At 69.8% G+C, this 20,640-nt stretch carries 20 protein-coding genes; 9 read left to right on the forward strand and 11 right to left on the reverse strand.

The window, feature by feature from the left end; all coding sequences use genetic code 11:
• The first annotated feature begins 51 nt into the window (after window positions 1-51).
• Entirely contained in the window at window positions 52-1,020 is a 969-nt protein-coding gene (locus tag SJY14_RS00765; protein ID WP_396599491.1) for an arsenic resistance protein, read from the forward strand.
• 22 nt (window positions 1,021-1,042) lie between these two features.
• Here the strand turns inward: SJY14_RS00765 and SJY14_RS00770 are convergent, their stop codons facing one another.
• The 3 genes from SJY14_RS00770 to SJY14_RS00780 form a co-directional block, all read right to left on the reverse strand.
• Window positions 1,043-1,864: an ornithine carbamoyltransferase gene (locus SJY14_RS00770; RefSeq protein ID WP_396599492.1), complete on the reverse strand. Its 822-nt coding sequence runs from the start codon at window positions 1,862-1,864 to the stop codon at window positions 1,043-1,045.
• A 423-nt stretch (window positions 1,865-2,287) separates the two neighbouring features.
• Entirely contained in the window at window positions 2,288-2,476 is a 189-nt protein-coding gene (locus SJY14_RS00775) for a hypothetical protein (RefSeq protein ID WP_396599493.1), read from the reverse strand.
• A gap of 3 nt (window positions 2,477-2,479) precedes the next feature.
• A complete protein-coding gene (locus SJY14_RS00780; protein WP_396599494.1) occupies window positions 2,480-3,037 on the reverse strand; it encodes a hypothetical protein in 558 nt (185 codons plus the stop codon).
• Between the two features lie 171 nt (window positions 3,038-3,208).
• Between SJY14_RS00780 and SJY14_RS00785 the strand changes: the two genes are divergently transcribed.
• From SJY14_RS00785 to SJY14_RS00810, 6 genes are all read left to right on the forward strand, one after another.
• Window positions 3,209-3,517 (forward strand): hypothetical protein, encoded by a 309-nt coding sequence (locus SJY14_RS00785; protein WP_396599495.1) that lies wholly within the window; start codon window positions 3,209-3,211, stop codon window positions 3,515-3,517.
• 185 nt (window positions 3,518-3,702) lie between these two features.
• Window positions 3,703-5,226, forward strand: a complete 1,524-nt coding sequence (locus SJY14_RS00790; RefSeq protein WP_396599496.1) for an MFS transporter — start codon at window positions 3,703-3,705, stop codon at window positions 5,224-5,226.
• The gene (locus SJY14_RS00795) at window positions 5,219-6,199 is read left to right on the forward strand and encodes an alpha/beta hydrolase (RefSeq protein ID WP_396599497.1); all 981 of its coding nucleotides are present in this window, start codon (window positions 5,219-5,221) and stop codon (window positions 6,197-6,199) included. The genes SJY14_RS00790 and SJY14_RS00795 overlap by 8 nt, the downstream gene beginning before the upstream one ends.
• A 130-nt stretch (window positions 6,200-6,329) precedes the next feature.
• Complete coding sequence (locus tag SJY14_RS00800) at window positions 6,330-6,956, forward strand: DUF6226 family protein (RefSeq protein WP_143048756.1); 627 nt, start codon at window positions 6,330-6,332, stop codon at window positions 6,954-6,956.
• Between the two features lie 1,037 nt (window positions 6,957-7,993).
• On the forward strand, window positions 7,994-8,428 hold the full coding sequence (locus SJY14_RS00805; RefSeq protein WP_396599498.1) for a hypothetical protein: 435 nt from the start codon (window positions 7,994-7,996) through the stop codon (window positions 8,426-8,428).
• Between the two features lie 108 nt (window positions 8,429-8,536).
• On the forward strand, window positions 8,537-9,058 hold the full coding sequence (locus SJY14_RS00810; RefSeq protein ID WP_396599499.1) for a hypothetical protein: 522 nt from the start codon (window positions 8,537-8,539) through the stop codon (window positions 9,056-9,058).
• 459 nt (window positions 9,059-9,517) lie between these two features.
• On the opposite strand, the gene SJY14_RS00815 is transcribed toward SJY14_RS00810, so the two are convergent.
• The 7 genes from SJY14_RS00815 to SJY14_RS00845 all read right to left on the reverse strand — a co-directional run bounded on the left by SJY14_RS00815 (window position 9,518) and on the right by SJY14_RS00845 (window position 16,661).
• The gene (locus SJY14_RS00815; protein ID WP_396599500.1) at window positions 9,518-9,790 is read right to left on the reverse strand and encodes a hypothetical protein; all 273 of its coding nucleotides are present in this window, start codon (window positions 9,788-9,790) and stop codon (window positions 9,518-9,520) included.
• Window positions 9,791-11,312: 1,522 nt separating this feature from the next.
• Window positions 11,313-11,876 carry a recombinase family protein gene (locus SJY14_RS00820; protein WP_396599501.1) on the reverse strand — a complete coding sequence of 188 codons (564 nt, stop codon included), beginning with the start codon at window positions 11,874-11,876 and terminating at the stop codon, window positions 11,313-11,315.
• A gap of 299 nt (window positions 11,877-12,175) precedes the next feature.
• On the reverse strand, window positions 12,176-12,700 hold the full coding sequence (locus SJY14_RS00825) for a signal peptidase I (protein WP_396599502.1): 525 nt from the start codon (window positions 12,698-12,700) through the stop codon (window positions 12,176-12,178).
• Window positions 12,701-12,855: 155 nt separating this feature from the next.
• Window positions 12,856-14,124 carry a hypothetical protein gene (locus SJY14_RS00830; protein ID WP_396599503.1) on the reverse strand — a complete coding sequence of 423 codons (1,269 nt, stop codon included), beginning with the start codon at window positions 14,122-14,124 and terminating at the stop codon, window positions 12,856-12,858.
• Between the two features lie 2 nt (window positions 14,125-14,126).
• Window positions 14,127-14,690: a hypothetical protein gene (locus tag SJY14_RS00835; protein ID WP_396599504.1), complete on the reverse strand. Its 564-nt coding sequence runs from the start codon at window positions 14,688-14,690 to the stop codon at window positions 14,127-14,129.
• Entirely contained in the window at window positions 14,690-15,256 is a 567-nt protein-coding gene (locus SJY14_RS00840) for an alternate-type signal peptide domain-containing protein (RefSeq protein WP_396599505.1), read from the reverse strand. Before SJY14_RS00840 ends, SJY14_RS00835 begins: the two co-directional genes overlap by 1 nt.
• 361 nt (window positions 15,257-15,617) lie before the next feature.
• Window positions 15,618-16,661, reverse strand: a complete 1,044-nt coding sequence (locus tag SJY14_RS00845) for an NAD(P)-dependent alcohol dehydrogenase (RefSeq protein ID WP_396599506.1) — start codon at window positions 16,659-16,661, stop codon at window positions 15,618-15,620.
• Between the two features lie 189 nt (window positions 16,662-16,850).
• On the opposite strand from SJY14_RS00845, the gene SJY14_RS00850 reads away from it, so the two are divergent.
• Window positions 16,851-17,537, forward strand: coding sequence for a hypothetical protein (locus SJY14_RS00850; RefSeq protein ID WP_396599507.1), 687 nt, complete (start codon window positions 16,851-16,853; stop codon window positions 17,535-17,537).
• 216 nt (window positions 17,538-17,753) lie between these two features.
• Window positions 17,754-18,884 (forward strand): adenosine deaminase, encoded by a 1,131-nt coding sequence (locus SJY14_RS00855; RefSeq protein ID WP_396599508.1) that lies wholly within the window; start codon window positions 17,754-17,756, stop codon window positions 18,882-18,884.
• Between the two features lie 69 nt (window positions 18,885-18,953).
• Here the strand turns inward: SJY14_RS00855 and SJY14_RS00860 are convergent, their stop codons facing one another.
• Window positions 18,954-19,793 (reverse strand): M23 family metallopeptidase, encoded by an 840-nt coding sequence (locus tag SJY14_RS00860; RefSeq protein ID WP_396599509.1) that lies wholly within the window; start codon window positions 19,791-19,793, stop codon window positions 18,954-18,956.
• Between the last annotated feature and the right edge of the window lie 847 nt (window positions 19,794-20,640).

A 20,640-nucleotide genomic window follows, 5' to 3' on the forward strand; every position in this document is an offset into this window, starting at 1 on the left:
CGGCGTGACGCTCTACTGTCGCTGGGTGCCTTCCTCTTCCCCGCAGGTCCGATGGTGATCGCTGCCGAGTCCTGGCTCGGACGTCGACAGGTCCCGCTCTACCTGGTGGCGATCCTGACCGCCGGTGTGGTCGGGCTGACCGTGCGGGGAGCGCACCACCTGGAGACGGCGATCGAGCCCAGTCTCGGGCTGCTGCTGTTCGCGACGTTCCTCGGCGTGCCGTTCTCGGCGATCGCCAGGTCGCTGCGGGACGGGCGGTTCCTGGCCGCGGTCGGGGTGCTGAACTTCGTCGTCGTGCCGCTCGTCGTGTTCGGGCTGTCACGGTTCGTCGCGGACGAGCCGGCCCTGCTGTTCGGGGTGCTCCTGGTGCTGCTGACCCCGTGCATCGACTACGTGATCGTGTTCGCCGGGCTCGCCGGCGGCGCGTCGGAACGACTCCTGGCCGCAGCACCGCTGCTGATGCTGGCGCAGATCCTCCTCCTACCGCTCTACCTGCTGTTGTTCGTCGGCCCCGAGGGCGTCGCCGTCGTCGAGGTCGGCCCCTTCGCCCGAGCGTTCCTGCTGCTCATCGTCGTCCCGCTCGTTGGGGCCGCACTCGTGCAGGCCCTCGGCCGGCGACACCGGGCAGGCGCCCTGGTGGAGCGCACGATGCTGGGCCTCATGGTCCCGCTGATGACGGCGACGCTGTTCACGGTCGTGGCCTCGCAGGCCGGGGCCGTCGGAGAGTCCCTGGCGCAGCTTCTCGTGCTGGTGCCGCTCTACGCCGGATTCCTCGTCGTCATGGCTGCACTCGGCATCGGCGTCGGCCGCCTCTCACGGTTGGACGTTCCGGCCACGCGGGCTCTGGTGTTCAGCGGAGCCACGCGCAACTCGCTCGTGGTCCTGCCGCTGGCACTGGCCTTGCCGTCGTCGCTCTCGCTCGCGCCGGTCGTCGTCGTGACCCAGACCCTCGTCGAACTCGTCGGCATGATCGTCTTCGTCCGGGTCATCCCACGCCTCGTCCGGGGTCAGTCGGTGTAGTAGCCGGCTTCGAGGTCCTGGGTCATCCCAGATCCAGGCAGAACGCCATGACTGCTTGCTGGACAGGCAGAAGGGATGCTTTGAAGGCGTGGCCGACGAAGGCGGGGTGCGCGATGGCGTCGGCACTCACCTCGACGCCGCGGAGGAACGGCGGACACGGGTTCAGACGTGCCCCCGTCGGCGCCGTGTCGAGCAGAGCCGAGGTGATCCGGTAGGGCGCGAGGAGTTCCTCGTGATCGCCCGGACCGTCCGTGAGAATCACATCGGCGGATCGGATCGCCGTCTCGAGGTCGTCGGTCCACCTGGCGCCGGGACTCCGGAGTCCCGCAGGGCAGCACTGGACGAGATCGAGCTGCAGCGCACGGGCCGCCTCCTGCCAGGCGCCCGCGATGTTGCCGTCGGCCCCGACGAAGAGGAACCGCAGGGACCTCAGCTCGCTCTGCTGCCGGAGGGACCAGAGGTCGGAGAGCACCTCGCACGGGTGGTTCCGGTCGGTCATCGCGTTGACGACCGGGACCGTGTCCGCTGCAGCCAGCCCCTCCAGGACGGCGAGATCCCCGTGTCGGGCGACGATGATGTCGGCCCAGGCGCCGAGGTACTCGGCCACGTCCTCGAGGGCCTCGGACTTGTCGAGCGTCGTGTCTGGCAGCACGACCGGCTGGAGGCCCATCAGCGCGGCACCGCGTTCGAACGTCACCCGGGTGCGCAGGCTGACCGGCGGGAAGAACATGACGGCACAGCCCGCTGTCACCGGGCCGCGCCCGTCGCGGTACGCGTCGGCGAGCGCGAACACCCGGTCGATGTCGGAGGGGGCCAGGTCGTCGAGTCGGATCAGGGAACGCATCCTGTCACCGTAGAAGACGAGCGGGACCGTCCGGGCAGGCCACTCACGAGTGCCACGAGCTACCGCCGATCGGACCGCTGGGGTATCCCCTACCGGGCGGACGCGGGTTGCGAGCTAACGGTGCGGTCGCTGAGTTCGGTCATGCCACGGGAAACCACGCAGGAGGCGATCGAGCGGACGGAGGCGGACCGGTTCAGGCCGGTCCTCGGCTCGGGGAGCATCACCACGATGATCCACATCGTTCACCGAGTCGGTCGGCCTGAGCGCTCTCGCGTCAGCCTCGGCGAACCACCCGCGTTCTTCGAACATGACGACCTCCGTCGGTTGCGAGAAGCATCCCAGTGGGATGGCTCGCGATCAACGATCGGCTGGTGAGACCAGCAGATCTCCCCCTGAGGTACTCAGGACCCTGCGGACGTGAAGCTATCTGCGCATTGCGCTCAAGGCCCGGAAGTTCAAGAAAAGGCCGATGCCGACCAGGACGATGCCGACGATCATCAAGAGGTGTGGCAGGTCACCGAACGCGTTGATGAGAAAAAGCGGGGCAGCCAGGGCGTAGAAGATCGAGGCCCATCCCATCAGCTTCCGCCAGACCGGCACAGCAGACTTCATCCGCTACTTCGTCTCAGGCGAGACGGGCACATCCATCCGCGGGGGTAAGGGCGGCCGGCGACGAAGCTCATCGAGCATCACGGTCACCTTCGCCAACCCTTTCCAAGAATCGACTGTCGACCAGATCATGGCGGCGACGAAGAACACCGTGAAAAGCCACCAGACGGGCCCCTCGGACAGAGCCAACCAGGCAGTCAGCGCCGCGAAGGCGATGAACGTGACGGGCCCGAACCACCGATTCAACCGGTACTCACGCTCCCACTTCTCGAAGGTCGGAACCCACCTGCCCGGCTCTACCCCAGGAGGGATGCTGCCGGCCTTGAAGGCTGCCCGCATCTCGGCCAGATCGGTGACTCCGCCAGCGAGACGCCGTGCTCGAGCGATCATGAAACCGAAGACTGCGGTCATCGCTCCCGCATAGAAGATCGTCCCGATCAGTCGCACGAGAACAGGCTGGTCACCGGGCATCACGATCACACCGATCCCGAACCACAAGGCTCCTGTGACCAGGAACAAGACCACGAGGAGAGCCGGCAAAGGCAGAGAACGAAAACGCGCCATCGTGAAACTCCCTCGGTTGTCCTGCAAGCATCCCTGGCACGCCAGCCCGAGCCAAATCAACCGGAGCGAACCCCCTCTCGTCCTCGGCGGTCGACAGCCCCTACTCCGGCAGGCCACCTGTTCCCGATCGGACCTTTCCTCCACGTGACGCCGTGCGACACAGTGCCGAGCATGACCCGGACGTATCGCTTCTCGAGCGACCCTGCTGACATCGACGTTCATGAGGTGGTGTCGTGGCTCTCCGAGGAGGCGTACTGGGCTCGCGGCCGAACGGAGGAGACCCACCGGGCCGCGATGGCCGGGTCACGGAACTACGGCGCCTACGACATCGAGAGCGGCGACCAGGGCGGCTACGCACGAGCCCTCTTCACAGAGGACGCCCATGGCCTCTACCAGCGCTTCGGCTTCGAGCCGCTCGTCGACGCCGGCTCATGGATGCTCCGATGGGGCCCGGGGTTCGGTCCTCGACCGCCACGGTGACGCTGGTGCGTTCGGCAGACCATCCCCGGTCTGGCACCTGCACGAGCGGCAGAACCGCTGGAGTTCTTCTTCAGCAGTAGCCGGTGTATCGTGCACATCACTGAGGTAAAAGGCGTCGCGCTCTGCGACGCACCTACACGCGGCATCGAACGAGTCGCCACTTCTTCCCAGAAGGAGTGCGCCCCGTGTCCCCCAGTACCTCTCTCACCCGCGGTCGGCTGCGTGCCGGCGACGCGCCTCCCCGGCTGTCCGACGCGTGGATCGCCCTGGCCGGGCTGTCCGCGGTGTTCCTGTTCGAGATGCTCGACACCTCGGTCCTCAACGTCGCCCTGCCGACGATCGGCCGCGAGCTGGGCTCCTCGACGACGGGCCTGCAGTGGGTGTCGGGCGCGTACGCGGTCGCCTTCGGCGGGCTCATGCTGCTCTTCGGCGCCGTCGCCGACCGGGTGGGGCGCCGCCGCGTCATGCTCGCGGGCCTCGCGCTGCTGGCCGTGGCGAGCCTCGCCACCGTGGCGGTCACGACCACCGATCAGCTCGTCGCCGTCCGTGTGCTGACGGGCGTCGCCGCGGCGATGACCACCCCCGGGTCGATGGCGCTGGCGTTCCGGCTGTTCGACGACGAGGGCCTCCGCGTCCGGGCCCTGACGGTGATCTCGACCGCGGGGCTCGTCGGCCTCGCCGTCGGCCCGACCGTCGGCGGGTTCGTGCTCGCCGTCGCTCCGTGGCAGGTGCTGCTGCTGGCCGACGTGCCGGTCGCCGTGCTGGCGTTCGTCGGCATCCGGTGCGGTGTCGCTCGGGACGACGCCGCGGGGCTGCGGCCGGACCCCGTCGACGTGGGCGGCGCGCTGCTGGGCGCCGCGACACTGACCGGGCTGCTCGTGACGCCGACCGTCCTCGTCGGGCCGGCCACCGCCTCCTCGTGGGGGTGGGCCGCCGTCGTGCTGACCGTCGCGTTCGGGGCCGGGTTCGTCGTTCGCCTGCGGACGGCGCGGCACCCGGTGGTCGACCTGCACCTGCTCGCCCGCCCCCTGGTGTCGAGCGGCCTCGCGTTCAAGGCCGCGTCGGGCCTCGCCGTCGCCGGGCTGTCGTACCTCGTGACCCTGCAGCTGCAGTTCGCCTGGGGTTGGCCGCCGGCCCTCGCCGCCGTCGGCACACTGCCGCAGGTCGTCGTGCTCCTGGCCGGCGGTCGCCTCGTGGGGCCGTTCGTGCAGCGGGTCGGCCTCGGCCGGGCGGCGTGGGTCAGCGCCGCCGCGGTCGTGTCCGGCCTCGCCGTCTTCGGCGCCCTGAGCCGTCACGGGTACGTCTGGGTGCTGGTCGCTCTCGTGCTCGTCGCCGCCGGCATGCGCGTCGTCGGCGTCGTGGCCGGAGCCTCCGTGCTCACGGGCCTCCCCGCCGACCGCACCTCGGTCGGCGCGGCCCTCGTCGACACCTCGAGCGAGCTCGCGGGAGGAGCCGCGGTCGCCGCTGCGGGCACGATCGTCGCGGCGTTCGTCACCGGCAGCATCACGACCACCCCGTGGACGGCCCCGCGACTCGCGGCCTTCCAGGACGCCCTCACCGTCGCCGGCCTCGGACTCGCCGCCGTCGCCGCCGTGCTCGTCGTGGTCGGGATGCTCCGGGCACGAACCGCCGACCCCGACCCCGGCACCACCGCACCTGCCCCCTCGACCACTCTCACCCCCACCACCCAGGAGCCCTCTCGTGCCTGACACCACCGCCCTGCCCCGCCCGCCGTTCGACCCCGAGTTCGTGCCCTTCCTGGAGGCGATGGACGCGCGCGGCCGCTTCCGCCTCGAGACCGCGATGCTGCCGCAGATGCGACAGCTGGACATGAAGGAGGCGCAGCTCGACGAAGGACTGCAGGCCCGCGGTCTCGAGAGGCGCAGCATCACCGTCCCCGGGCACCTCGGCGACCCGATCGCCCTCGCGGTCGTCCAGCGCATCGGCCGCACCGGGACGGCGGCCTGCGCCTTCGCGATCCACGGCGGCGGCATGATGTTCGGCCACCACCTCGGCAACCTCGACTCGTACGACGACTGGCTGCTCGTGCACGACGTCGTCCTCGTCAGCCCCGACTACCGTCTCGCCCCGGAGCACCCCGACCCGTACCCGGTCGAGGACTGCTACGCCGGCCTGGTCTGGGTCGCCGAGCACGCCGACGAGCTCGGCGTCGACCCGGATCGCATCGTCCTCGTCGGCCAGAGCGCCGGGGCCGGGCTCGCGGCGGGCACGGCGCTCCTCGCCCGGGATCGGCAGGGGCCGGCCGTCGTCGGGCAGGTGCTGGTCAGCCCCATGCTCGACGACCGCGACGCGACCGTCTCCGCCCGGCAGTTCGACGGGGTGGGCGTCGCCGACCGCGAGATGACCCGGTTCGGCTGGGACGCCTACCTCGGCGACCAATGCGGCGGTGACGACGTGTCGATCTACGCGGCACCGGGCCGAGCGACCGACCTCTCGGGCCTGCCGGCGGCGTACGTCGACTGCGGCAGCGCCGAGGTGTTCCGTGACGAGACCGTCGCCTACGCCAGCGCGCTCTGGGCGGCCGGCGTGCAGGCGGAGCTGCACGTGTGGCCGGGGGCGTTCCACGGGTCGTCGAGCATGATGCCGGGAGCGACCCTGTCGCGCCGGGCCGTCACCGCCCTGCGCGACTGGACCGGGCGCCTCCTCGACCCCACGCCCTGACGGCGTCCCGGGGCGGGCAGGTGGGATCGCCCGCTCCGGGCCTGCCCCTGGAGGACTCGCCCCAAGGCCGCCCGACTGCGATGCCGATGGCCGATCGCCTATCGGACGCGACCGCCGCTAGGTTCAGGGCGTGGAAATTCACGACGTGATGGCCGAAGTCACTCGGCGATTCGACGCGCACCCCTCGGGCGGCACGCGGTGGGACGACCCTCACGAGCACCGGGACATCGCTGACGAGGAGTACTCCCGAGTCAGCGAACCAGAGCGCTACGCCGTCGTGGGCGCCAGGGCCAGGTCGTGGATCGACGCTCTGGAGGGCCTGAAGCTTGCGACGGCCCAGAACGTCGAAGCGCCGCCATGGGCGTACGGACCCACCGACGGGCGGGCCGTTCTCGTCACTCCCGTGAAAGCGGATGCCCTGTCGATCTTGGTTGTCATGGGGTCGACGGAGGGCATCGAGGACGCCGTCGCGCTCGGCGTCGGTGATCCTGCAGTCCTGATCGGGATGGAGCCCTTCTGCGGCTGCGACGCGTGCGACAGTGGGAGCGACAACCTGCTGACGGCAATCGATGACCTGTTCATCGGGATCATTGACGGAGAGTTCCTCTACGCCGAGGGCAAGGACTGGAAGCTGACTGTCGGCGTGAATGGTTGGTCCGCGTCAGGCTCGCAGGACTTCGATTCGCTCATCGACAAGGCTCGGTCAGGAACGAGCATCGGCCGCCTCATGATCACGGGAGGCCCCTGGTTCACCTGACCCCAGGGTCCGTATTCGCAACCGAGCCCGGACACCGATCGTCTATCGGGCAGAAGCGGGTTGCCAGCTAACGACGCGGTCGCTGAACCCGGTCGTGCCAAGGAAAACCGCGCAAGAGGCGGTCGAGTGGGCGAAGGCGGACCGGTTCAGGCCGGTGCTCGGTTCGGGGAGCATCTCCACGATGATCCACATCGTTCACCGAGTCGGCGGGCCTAAGCGCTCTCGCGTCAGCCTCAGCGAACCACCCGCGTTCTTCGAACATGACGACCTCCGTCGGTTCCAGGAAGCATCTCAGCGGGATGGGTCGCGGTCAACGATCCCTGGCCGGGCAGCACGCCTCAATCGCGAACGAACCACCTGAATGGCCACCGAGCTGAGCGAGTACTCCGCCGCGCGCGTCGAACCGCGTCCTGCTGTGCCGCTGCATGAGCTCGTCGAGCTCGAGCCATGATCTCATCGCCACGAGTCAGCCGTGCTGCTGCCCGCGTCGGGTGAGTGAAAAGACCGACACCTAACCACGCGAACAGCCCACCAGTCGTGACGACGAAGAGTGGGTGACCTCGGCCCGTGGATACGAGATCACCTGAGAGCCAAGTATCCGTAAGCCAAAAGCCCACCACCAGCGTGGCGATCCCCAGAACGACGACGCAGCCACCCGACACACGCCACGTCCACATGCCCCCAACACCTCTCTCCGCACCCGTTCAACGGGCAGGTCTCAAGCATCCAAGCGGAGCTGACCCTGCGCCCATGACGCCACGCATAATCATCTACCGAAACCGAGCCGCGGAAGTGCCTCGTCGACGGGATGGTCGTGACCATCGAACTAGCCGGCCCGCTTCAGCCGTCACGACGCCCCCGAGGCGAGCCGCGCCCTGTGGCCCATCGGCTATCGGGCAGCGCAAGCAAGTCCAGAGCTGCAGCTCGTCCCGCGGGATGGGCAATGATGAGACGTGATCTTCCGCAGACGGCAACTGCAGCCGGGAAGCTCGCCCGCGTCAGGTGATGCAGGGCCGGTCATCGCGCGAAGTGCGGCCGTGCCACGTTTCGAGACATGGCCTGACGCCGGTATCGGCGGACGCATCAGGCGGGGAGACTACAAGGGTTGCTGGGTCATAGCGGAGTGCGACCAGGTCCCGTTTCTTCCGCCGTTCGAGTATCACCTAATGCTGCCGGCCAACGAGCTCCGCAAAGAAGACGGTTCCTTTCTCCTCGTCTCTGGATGCGAGGACGAACTGCATCCAGACGGCGGCGGTCTCATCGACCTCCTCACCGACGAGCTGGACGTGGCCTGGAGCACTGAACGCGCTGACTACCTCGCTGCCCTCGACGCCTGGTCCGAAGACCTCGAGCATCGCATCGACGAGGAGAGGGAGCAGCAGGGCCTCCGACCCTTCGACTGGGCCGCCCGCGAGGCGTCACACAGACAGGGCCGCTGGTGGCAGGGCTGGCTGAGCTCCCGACGACCGTAAGCTCGGCCCTATAAGCGATCCTCTACTGGGACTCCTAATTGCGGCCTTCTGCATCGAGGTGGAATCTGGCGTGCTGCAACCGGGAACGTAGCCGTGAGAAGGTGACGCATGAGCTCCGAGGAAGAGGCCAACGCCCCGGACTTCTCGGAACAGGCACGGGCGATGCAGGAACTACTGCCGTACCTGCACGACATCGTCGGCGACACCGCAGAGATCACGACCGAGGACTACTGGGGATCCGAGCCCGACGGCAGCGTGGACCACGACCAGGCACCGTCCATCCGCTCCGCCTACATCAGGCCCCACAACGCAGCAGCCCTGCCCATGGACGTTAGTTGTGAACAATGGATCGTCATCGAGCTAGGCCGGATCGGCGGTCGATGGGAACTCGGCTATGACAGCGGCGACCTTGCCCTCGCCAAGGCGCTCCTCGGTGCTGCTGCCGCCGGCAACGTCATCGAGACCACAGCACTTGGGCGGTCCAAGGTCGACGTGACGTTGACTGACGGGACCATCGTCACCGAGACCGGCTACGACGGTTGCCTGACGATCCTCATCCCACTTCCCGGGTGGAAGACGTGGGGGCGAACGACACGGTACGAGCCGTACCGCACGAACGCGTCCGAATAGCGAACGCCCGCATCAGGATCCCCTACCGGGCACCTGATTCAGGGACGAGCACCTCTAAGGAGCCGGATGACGCCCACCCCGATTGCACCGGCGCCGCTTATCCACAGAAGTCCGACAAGTGCCCAGCCCGGGAGTCCTACCCGGCCCATCGGCTCACCGAGGTCGTGACTCGTGAACCTCATGAAGAGGCCGATGCCGATGAAGAAAACGCCCAAGCAGATGGCGATGATCGCTTCCTCATACGGCGTCGCCTGCGGAGCCTTTGACACGCGTCCTCCTCGTTCGTGAGCCAGAGCCTAACCGGGCTCGTTTCCAGACGCGCGACTCCGAGGGGTGACGTGGGAACTGTAGATCGTCATAGAGCAGGCCTTGGACCGACTCTCACTCCGAGTCAGTAAGCGATCCCCTACCGGGCGCGATTACTGCGCCGGCAAGAACGGAACATCTAAACCTTCATCGTCAGGACTTGTCCGCCTTGCGCGCCTTCTTGGCCAAACGATCCCGTTCCCTGAGGAGCGAGTCGACGGTACCCGTGTCGAGAACGTCGATGAATGGGTTGACCTGCCCCGTCCGCTCCTCGACCACGGCGGTGTACGCCGCCGAGGCCGTGCGGAGCTCGACGGCGGCCCGTGCCACTTTCTTCGGCGGCACCGGCTTCAGGGCGGACAGCTGCGCGTGCTTCTCGATCGCCTGGATGAGGTCCTTCGCGACTGTGTCGATCTTCTTCGTCATGCGTTCTTGATACCCCCGCCACGTGAACAGGACAAGCACAGTGGCACTGGAACAATCCGCCGCCTGATAGCCAACTTTTATTGGGATGCGTGTACGACGACAGACACATGCGTATCTCCGTGAACGAGGACGGAGCCCGACCTGCCTTCGGCCCCCGCACCGTCGACCGCTGCCGGACAGATCACTCGGACGATGTACGGGCCGTTACGCACCTCGCCAAACGACCACTGCCCGTCGGTGCGCGAGAGCACACCGAACTCACGACCATGGAAAGTCGGACCCTCAGGTGCAACAGAACAAGACGGGACCGCTGCTCCTTGCTCGTCGACGACGGTGCCGGTCAGCTGACCACCACCGGTGGTCAGAACGATGCCGATGGTCACGAGCGAGGCCGCGAGCACGCCGGCGCCCGTTGCGATCGCGTGCCGTCTCCATTGCCTCATGAGTTCAGCCTAGGAGCGGCAATCCGAGTCGCATTGGCGGATCCCCTATCGGGCGCTTCAACAGGTGCTTCCGACGGGGATGCACCTTGATAGCTGCGTGGCACCCCGTCCGTCCGTTCCCGCCTATCTCGCACTTGCCGCCAGCGGCGGCCAAGAGGCTCATTTGGCATGAGCACCACGACATCTGTTCAGTTCGTAGCTCTTGTCTCTGCGTGTGGCAGAGTCATACGGTGCTTCATGTCTACGTCGATGAAAGCGCGCGAGATGACAACGGTCTCTGCGTGGTCGCCGCTGTCGTCTTAGACGATGACCAGGCGGCAGCAGCCCGAACTGAGCTCGCGACAATATTGCCCCCAGGGGCCAGGCGCTTGCATTGGAACTCCGACAGCCCGGTGGTCCGGAACCAGGTGTCACAAGTCATTCAGCGACAAGCCGATCACGTTTCCGCGTACGTGTCCTACTACGACTCAAACAAGAGGATGAACGACGCACGAGAGCGCTGCTTGACACACCTGATTGCGGACGTTGGCGGAGTGCCGTTCAAGACAGTCACCCTTGACCAACGCTCGCCCCACCAAGACACCCGAGACCGTGTTCTCTGGTCACAGCAATGCGTGCGCCTTAGGCTGCCCAATCCGCCGACACTTAGTCACGCCGGGTCGTTATCAGAGCCTCTACTCTGGCTAGCCGACGCGGCGGCGGGGGCAGTTGGCGAGCATCTCGCTCATAAGGATCCGACGTACGTTCGAGTGTTCGCGAGCACGCTTCGAATTGTCTAGGCACTTAAAGGCGTCAAGCCAGGTCCCCGTCGTCCGGCGGGAGGCCTGGCTTGCTTCTGCAACCTTGGGGGTTGCGGCACCCATAACGATAGACACCATCTTCGGCACGTGCAAGCTTGCACCAGCATTTCTCAGGGACAACAGGCGCCAGCCCCGAAATATCATTGACCGATTAGGCGTGGGCCGGTAGGCTCAGCGGGACCTCGTAGAGGCTGCGTCAGCAGCGCTGAGCCTACCGGCCCAGTAAGAAAATCCCTGATCAGAGGCACTTTTCTTCTAGCTCTAGCCAGTATTCCACAGCTACTCAGCGCGTTGGATGGATCTGTAAACCGTCGATCTCGCCACACCAAAGAGCTCGGCGATCTCGCTCGTGGTGTGGGCGCCCGTGCGGTGCAGCTGCACCAGGTGCTTCTCCTGCGAGGGAGTCAGCTTGGGCTTGCGGCCGCGGAGCTTGCCGGCAGCCTTCGCAATCGCCATGCCCTCTCGGGTGCGGGCACGGATCAGGTCGGCCTCGAACTCAGCCACCATCCCGAGGACGTTGAACAGGAGCCGGCCGACGGGGTCCGTGGGGTCGTAGACCGCTCCCCCGAGGTTCAGTGCGACGCCCTTTTTCGTCAGCTCGTCCGCGATGTCGGTCGCATCCCGAAGGGAGCGGGCGAGGCGGTCGAGCTTTGTAACGACCAGGACGTCGCCGGCCCGGCACGCGGCAAGCGCTTCACGGAGACCGGGCCGGGCTCGAGTCGTGCCTGACAAGCCGTGGTCAACATGGACGTGTTGATCATCAACACCCAGTGCTGCAAGACCGTCACGTTGCGCTGCGACGTCTTGCCCCGAGGTCGAGACGCGGGCGTATCCGATGAGCATCCGACAACTGTAGCGTTTAGACCCCCCTCACCGGGCATTTTTGCGGGACAGGCAAACGCGAATCCGCAGGCCAGGCGCCACTTGGCCTCGAACGACCGAGACGCGCTCGAGCAGGTGTCCCGATGAACGACCGCCTTCCGGGCGGGAACGACGCGGGGCTCGGGGATCGCGAGGTGCCCGGTGTCGGGAGCAGCGCCTCCTGCAGTTGTGACACCGGGAGCACGAAGGCCACCGACCCGAAGGCCGCGTCCCCGACGGCATCCCCGATCCCGCGTCGAGGGCGGCTAGCCCGCACGGGCCTAAGGCGCCGTCGGCTCGCCGGCTCGACCGCGGCGGCGGCGGAGCAGGCCGCGGCCGGTGAGGAACGCCGCGTAGCCGAGCAGGCCCACGCCCACGGCCGGCACGAGCCACGCGCGGGCTCCCGCCGAGACACCCGTGTTGAGGCGTCCCAGCCACGGCACCGAGTACCAGACCTCGCCCATGACCTGCCCCTCGACCACGGCGTCGCGGTCGGGCTCGGTATTGGCGTCACCCTTCAGCGTGAAGGTGCGCCCCTCGGCGCCGACCGTGATGCCCACCACACGGTGCGAGATGACCCCGGGCACGCCCGAGCGGATCTGGTAGGTGACGACGTCGCCGACCCGGATGTCGGCCGGGTCGACCGGACGCACCACGACGAGCGTGCCGGGCGGCAGCCCGGGCTCCATCGACCCGGTCAGGATCGTCAGGGGCACACCGCCCACCAACCGCGGCACGATGACGGCGAGCAGCCCGACGGCGACGACGGCGATCAGCACGACCACCGCGACGGCCTGCGCGAGCATGGACCCGAGGCCCCGTCCCTGCCGATCCGTCCTGCCACGCGATCGGGACGGTGATCCCGACCGTGACCGCAGCGACGCCCGCACCGGCGAACGAGACCCCGACGACGCCCGCGACCCCGACCGATAGCGCGACCCCGACGGCGGTGCAGCGTGCGTCACGACGACGCCCCCAGCGTGAACAGCTGAGCCTCGGACGTCGTGCACGCCGACACCTGCATCTGCGTCGTGACGCCCGACCCCGTGCTGGTCAGGCACATCGAGTTGCGGTCGCGGAACTGGAAGTGACCCGACCCGGGGACGACCGGCACGGCGGTCCACCGCTGGGCGCTGATCGCGTTGTCGCTGCGCAGCACGGAGCGGTGGTCGCTCGCGCTGTCCCAGTAGAGCCCGGGAACCACGGGCGACGTGATCTTGAGGTACTGCCCCTCGGCGACGAACTGCCACAGCTGCGTCGTGGTGCCCCGGCAGCCGCTCGACCACAGCGGCGAGCCGCTGGTCGAGCCCCCGACCGTGACGCATCGGTCCGACGCCAGGTCCCTGACGACGTAGAGCGAGCTGTTGTCGAGCCAGCTGGTGGAGTGCCTCACCGCGGGAGACGCCGGGGAGGTGCGGGCGGGGTTCGACGCGTCGAGCGCGCGGATCTCGTAGGCGTAGTACCGATAGACCCCGAGCCCGGTGTCGGTGAAGCTGCGCGTCGACGAGGGCACGGTGCCGACGAGCACGCCCTCGCGGTAGACGCCGTAACGCGACACCGCGGACGAGTCCGCCGGTGCGGCCCACGTCAGCGAGATGCTCGTGTCCGTCTCGGAGGTCTTGGTGGGAGCCCCGGGGGTGAGGGTGTCGGCGACGGTCTGCACGGACGTCGCCGTGGTGGCGCTGCTCCACGCACCGAGCCGGGCGGTGAGCGCGGCCGTGATCGTCACCGACCCGCCCGCCGCGTCGAACCGGTCGGCCTGGGTGAGGGACGTCTGGACGCACCAGGACGAGGAGGCGCCGGCCGGCAGGGTCCCGGAGGGCGCGTCGATCGTCGCCCACGTCCCCGACGAGACGCCGCCGGGTCGGGTGCCGCAGCGACCCGAGGTCGCAGGCCAGACGGCGACACGGGTCGTCGAGTCGAGGCCGACGCCGCTCGCAGCGGTGAGCCCGAGACTCCACGGTGCGGGCACCGTGCCGGTGTTGGCGACGGTGACGGTGGCCGTGTGCGAGAGGGCGGACGACGAGTACGTCGCCGCCAGCGCGTCGACGCCGGTCAGCGCGACGGCCAGACGTCCCGTCGAGGTCGTCGCCGAGGCGGTCTGCACGGGAGCCGTCCACGTGGCCTCGGCCGGCACGGCGACCGCCGTCAGGAGTGCCGCGACGGCGACGACGGCGCCCCACAGGGGGAGGCGACGCGACCGACGGCGGGAGTTGGCTCTGGTAGGCACGATCAGACCTGCGTTCCGGTGAGTCGCAAGGTGAGGCCGAGGTCGCCGAGGCCCTGCGAGGTGCTCCGGCCGTCGTCACCCATCGCGACGGAGACGCAGAGCGTGCGGGACTCCCCCGCGGTGAGGACGACGCTCGTCGGCGCCGCCACGGCCGGGGTCGGGTCCGACGCGGTGCCCGACCAGACGGGGACGGCACCTCCCGCGCGGCAGTCGGTCGCCGAGGACGCCGTGCCGAGCCCGAGCACGAGGGCGGGCACGGACCGGGTGTCGGCCTGGGCGCTCGTCACCGTCGCCGCGGCCACGCCGAGCGTGAGGGCGACCGTGCCGGTGTTCGTCGCGGTGACGGGACCGCTCAGGGTGAGGCCGGGGTAGAGCGGGTCGGTCGGCAGGGCGAGCGCGCCGAGCGTCAGCGACGCCGACCCCGACGTCACGACGACCGGTCCGTCCGACGTGCTCGCCGAGTCGCTTAGCCGGGCGGAGGAACCGCCGACCTCGCCGAGCGACACGACGGCCACCACGACGGTCGCGACGACCCCCACGACGAGCCACGTGCCGCGGGCACCCACTAGATCTGGGTGAGGGTCACGGCGACGGCCCCGAGGTCGACCGAGCCGAGCTGGGTGGCGTTCTCGAAACCGACGGTCGTGCTCTTCGGGAACTCGATCGTGACCGCGACGGTGACGTCCTCCTCGAGGCCGTCCCGACCGGTGACCGTCACGGCGGTGGGGGTCGTCGTGATGCCGTCACCCGTGGCGGTGAGCTGCGCGGTCGACGAGAGGTAGTCGGCGAGCGCGACGTCCGACGCCGAGCTCGAGCTGGGCTCGATCGACGAGGGGTCGAGGCTGAAGCTGGCGTTCAGGCCGTCTCCGTGGGCGGTGACGGTCATGTCGCGCGAGTAGACGACCACGTCGCCCGGCACGATCGGGTAGCCGGCGATCGATTCCTGCGGTGCGCCTCCGTTGACGCTCCAGGTCGCGGCCCGGGCGCTCGGTTCGACCTCGAGTCCACCCGAGACGATGGTGCCGCCGGCCGTCTCGGCGCTGGTGTTCCAGAGCGCGAACGTGCCCGCGCCTCCGAGGAGGAGGGTGACGCCGGCGGCGGTGGCGATGGTGCCCTTGACGATGGTCTTCATGACGCGGTCCTTCCGGGCGACCCGTGGGTCGTCGGCTGGTGTCCCGGCTCCTGGGCGCGAGGGCCGTCGACCCCGGCACGCATGCAAGGGGACGACCGTCGGGAGGAGGCACTTGAGATGCCGCGAGAGGCGGCACAGGCAGGGGACGGTATCTGCATGCAGGGCCGGTGGAGCCACCGGGATGTCTGCTTGTCTAAACCATCTCACCCTTCTCGCCTCCACGGGGGAATGCGGCGAAAGGGCAGGTCGATTGCCAGTTTGGCCCCTCCAGCGGGGCGTCGCATCGACGGGGTGCGTGTACCGGGGACCGCAGGAGGCGCGGTGCCGGAAGTCCGACACCGCGCCTCCTGGGGGTGGGTCGCTACGGGACGATGACGGCCCGGCCGCGGACGGTGCCCGCGGCGAGCGCCTCGTAGGCCTTCGGGCCGTCGTCGAGCGAGTAGCGCTGCGTGGCGACCTCGACCTGACCGGCACGGGCGAGGTCGAGGACCTCGATCAGCTCGCTGCGGCTGCCCCAGTAGGGGATGCGCACGGCGACGTCGTAACCGACCGTGCCGAAGCCGAGCTCGACGGTGCCGCCACCGATGCCGACGATGGTCACGTCGGCGTCCGCCGCGGCGACCGCGACCGCCGTGGCCATGGTCGGCTTCGCCCCGACGAAGTCGAAGACGGCCTGGACGCCGAGTCCGCCGGTGATCTGGCGGATCGCGTCGGCGGCGTGCTCGTCGCTGATCACCGTGTGGTGCGCACCGACGTGCTTCGCCAGTTCGAGCTTCTCGTCGGTCACGTCGAGCGCGATGATCTGCGCACCCGAGAGCGCCCGCAGGATCTGGATGCCGACGTGCCCGAGGCCTCCGGTGCCGATGACGACGGCGTAGGTGCCGGCGCCGAGCTTCGGCAGCGAGGTCTTGATCGCGTGGTACGGCGTGAGGCCGGCGTCGGTGAGCGACACGTTCTCGACCGGGTCGAGGTCGCCGAGCGGCACGAGGTGGCGGGGGTCGTCGACGATCATGTACTCGGCCATCGACCCGGGGGCGCCGAGTCCGGGAGGCTTGATGCCCTCGGCGGCGGCGTTGACGCAGTAGTTCTCCTTGCCCTGGGCGCACTGGTGGCAGCGGCCACAGCCCCACGGGCCGTAGACGGCGACGGCGTCACCGACCTGCAGGTGCTCGACCCCCTCGCCGAGCTCGGCCACGACGCCGGCTCCCTCGTGCCCGAGCGTGAGCGGCAGCGGATAGCCCTGTGCCGTGTAGTCCTCCTCGCTGAGGCTCATGACGTACTCGTCGGAGTGGCAGACGCCCGCCGCCGTGACCTTGAGCAGCACCTGCCCGGGGCCGGGCGACGGCTTCTCGATCTCGACGACTTCGGGGTGCTGACCGACCTGGGTGTACTGGAGTGCCTTCATGGCCGCAGGCTACGCCCGGGGGCTGGACGGTGGGCGACAGGTGTCGCCTGGCTGCCGTGGGCCCGCGCGTGGGGCGACGGTGGCGGTGGGCGGCGGCGGGCGGCGGCGAGACGGCGGCGGGACCGCGGCGAGCAGCGGTGACGGCGGCGAGCGGCGGCGGTGACGGCGGGCGGCCCTACGATCGACGGCATGGCACACCTGCACCGGGCCGGAATGAGCCCCTCCAAGATCGACCTGCTCGACGCCTGGGTGCCCACCCAGCCGTGGTTCGAGGGCCCGCCCCGGTCCGAGGGCACCGACGACGAGGGCCTGCGCAGCGTCGCCGCCTTCCGCTTCGACGACCCGGCGGGCGAGGTCGGTGTCGAGACGATCATCGTCGCGACGGCCGACGGCGTGCAGCTGCAGGTGCCCCTCACCTACCGCGACGCTCCCCTGGCCGGAGCGGAGGCGCACCTCGTCGGAACGACGGAGCACTCGGTGCTCGGCACGCGCTGGGTCTACGACGGCGCGGCCGACCCGGTCTGGGCCGCGGCCCTCGCGACCGCCGTGCTGACCGGCGGCACGCAGGCCGAGGCCTGGTTCGAGGTCGACGGCGAGCGGCAGGTCCGCGAGCCGAACTCGACCGTCGTCGGCAGCGGCAGCCCGGGCACCCCCGTGCCCGACGTCGACCGTCTCACCGTCGACCAGGTCGAGGGTCGGACGGTCGTCACCGGCGCGGCGGTCCGCATCGTCGTCGCCCGCGTGCTCGGTCGGCACGACGCCGGCGCCCTCGCCTCGACCGGCGGCCACACCGGCGACCACGGCGTCGAGGTGCTCACCGGCACGTGGACCGGGCACGACCAGCCCGAGACGCTCGCCGTCGTGCTCACGGCGTAGCGACCTGCAGGAGGCGCGGGGCGCGGTCGTCGCGCCCCGCGCCTCCTCGACGTCCGAGCAGGAGGCGCGGGTGGCGTCCTCGAGGAGCCTGCCCGCGCCTCCTCGTGTCGTCACCGAGCCTCGTCGTCTCGTCCCCAGGCGCTCGCCGGGTGACGGGACGGTGAACGATCGTGCACGGAGCTTCGTCGGGAGGCACGCTGCCGCTACGGTGGCCCGATGACGGCGATCGACACCTCCCCGACGACCGCGGCCCCCGCGCCCGGCACGCCCCTCTGGGGCACGACCCTGACGAGCAGCGACCTCTCGGGCTCGCCCCTCTCGGGTCCGCCCCTCTCGGCCACCGTGCTCGCGACGCCGCCGACGGCCGAGCTGCACCTGCACGTCGAGGGCACGCTCGAACCCGAGCTCGTCTTCGCCCTCGCCGACCGCAACGACGTCGACCTGCCGTTCGCCTCGGTCGACGAGCTGCGTGCCGCGTACTCGTTCGGCTCGCTGCAGGAGTTCCTCGACCTGTACTACGCGTGCACGGCCGTGCTGCAGACCGCCCAGGACTTCCGCGACCTCGCCTGGGCCTACCTCGAACGCGCCCACGCCCAGGGGCTGCGCCACGTCGAGATGTTCTTCGACCCCCAGGCGCACACCTCGCGCGACGTCGACGTCGACGAGGTGATCGACGGTCTCACGCAGGCGCTCGACGAGGCCCGCGAGCGGTTCGGCATCACGGGCGGGCTCATCCTCTGCTTCCTGCGACACCTGCCGGTGGGCGACGCGGCCGCGACGCTCGAGTCCGTCGCGCACCGCGCCTCCGACCTGATCGGGGTGGGGCTCGACTCGTCCGAGGTGGGGTTCCCGCCGGCCGCGTTCGCCCGCGTCTTTGACCGCGCCCGCGCGCTCGGGCTGCACGTCGTCGCCCACGCCGGCGAAGAGGGGCCGCCGTCGTACGTCACCGACGCCCTCGACCTGCTGCACGTCGAACGCGTCGACCACGGGGTGCGCAGCCTCGAGGACGACGCCCTCGTCGCACGACTGGTCGCCGACCGGGTGCCGCTCACGGTCTGCCCGCTGTCGAACCTGCGGCTCGCGGTCGTGTCCGACCTGGCCGAGCACCCGTTGCCGCGCATGCTCGAGGCCGGGCTGCTCGTCACGGTCAACAGCGACGACCCCGCCTACTTCGGCGGCTACGTGGGCGACAACTACCAGGCGCTGCGCGACGTGCTCGGGCTGGACGACGACGCGCTGGCCCTGCTGGCGACGAACTCGGTCGAGGCGTCGTTCGCCGACGCGGGCCGCAAGGCCGAGCTGACCGCCGAGGTGCGGGCCTGGCGCGAGGCGCGTCGCACGGCCTGAGGCCCGGGTGGCAGGTGCTGCCGCACGCGAAGGCCGGCGAGTTCGTGCCGGTCGGTCCGGCGCCGAGGGCTAGAGGGTGCGGCCGGCGTTCGCGTCGAGCCAGGCCTTGGGGTCGACCTGGGTCGAGCCGCCCAGCAGCACCTCGAAGTGCAGGTGCTCGCCGGTCGCGACTCCGCTGCGGCCGACCTTGCCGACCAGCTCGCCCACCTGGACCGTCTGACCGGCGACGAGCGGGCTCGACCCGATCTGCATGTGCGCGTACAGGGTGCTGACGCGCTGGCCGTCGATCACGTGGTCGATCACGGCGTACTGACCGAACTGGCCGTGCATGCCCGAGGTCCGCACCACACCCGACGCCGCGGCGCCGATCGGGGTCCCGCCTCCGGGCGTCATGTCGAGGCCCATGTGCATGCTCGAGCACGCGGCGCACGGTGCCGAGCGCGGTCCGAAGCCCGAGCTGAGCACGACCGAACCCGGGAACGGCCAGCGGATGTCGCCGGTGCCCGAGTTGACGATGGTGCCGGCCCCCGAGGAGGCGCGGTTCGAGTTCGTCGACCCCGTGAGGTTCTTCGAGGTGACGACGGGTTCGGGCTCGGGCGGCGGAGGCGGCGGCGGCGGTGCGTCGGTCACTCCGAAGGCGTCGCGGTCGGACACGGTCAGGACGACGAGCGACGCCGCGAGGGTCTGGGTCGGCATCGGGGCGGCACCGGCGGTCGGGATGTTCGACCCGCCCAGGTCGCTGGCCGAGGCCGGGGTGAGGTTCGAGGTGAAGAAGAGCATGACGGCGCAGACGCCGAGCACGGGCAAGGTCGCCGCGCGGACGCGCGACGAGACGGCGCGCAACCGCGACCGGCCGGACGTGCCCCGCGGGCTCTGGCTCGGGCGGCCGGCGTCGCGGGTCCGACGCACGAGAGCCGGCACAGCCGGCCGCGAACGACGCGCGACGCGCGTCGCGGGCTCGGCCGTCGCGGGCTCAGCCGCCACACCCTCAGACGCCGTTGCACCCACTTCCGAACCATGAACCCGGTTGCTCGTGGGTGCATCGTTCGAAACCGGGTTCATCGCCGAGTCAGCCGTCGCGGGGTCGGCCGCCACACCCTCGGGCGCCGTTGCACCCACTTCCGAACCATGAACCCGGTTGCTCGTGGGTGCATCGTTCGAAACCGGGTTCATCGCGGGGTCGGCCGTCGCGAGGTCAGCCGTCGCGAGGTCAGCCGTCGCGAGGTCAGCCGTCGCGGACTCAGCCGTCGCGGGGTCGGCCGCCACACCCTCGGGCGCCGTTGCACCCACTTCCGAACCATGAACCCGGTTGCTCGTGGGTGCATCGTTCGAAACCGGGTTCATCGCTGAGCCAGCGGCCGCGGCAGCCGCGCGCTCGAGGGCGCGGGCCTCGCGGCGCGTCAGCGGTAGGCCGGCGGGGGGCGTCTGCTCGGCCGGCATCGCGGGCTCGGGGGTGTTCGAGGGGTCGGTCATGAGCGCTTCCTGGGACGGACGGCGCATCGACTCACGGTTCTCCTCGTTCGGGCGGACCGATCCACCTTACGATCGGAGCCGCCCGCTGACCAGGGGTGGAGGCGAACTTTCAGGAGCTGTACCCTTCGTGGCCGACCGGCACCGCGCCTCCTGACCGGGGTCGCTCGCCGTGATGCCGGTGACGCCACCACCACCCGACGGGCCCGTCACACCCGGAACGGGGGACGGGCGGCCCCCGGTCACCCCACCTCGCGGGGGTTCCGTCCGGCGGGCGGCACCCCCT

Source organism: Frigoribacterium sp. R86507, assembly GCF_044597695.1.
In the GTDB taxonomy this organism is placed as follows: Bacteria; Actinomycetota; Actinomycetes; order Actinomycetales; family Microbacteriaceae; genus Frigoribacterium.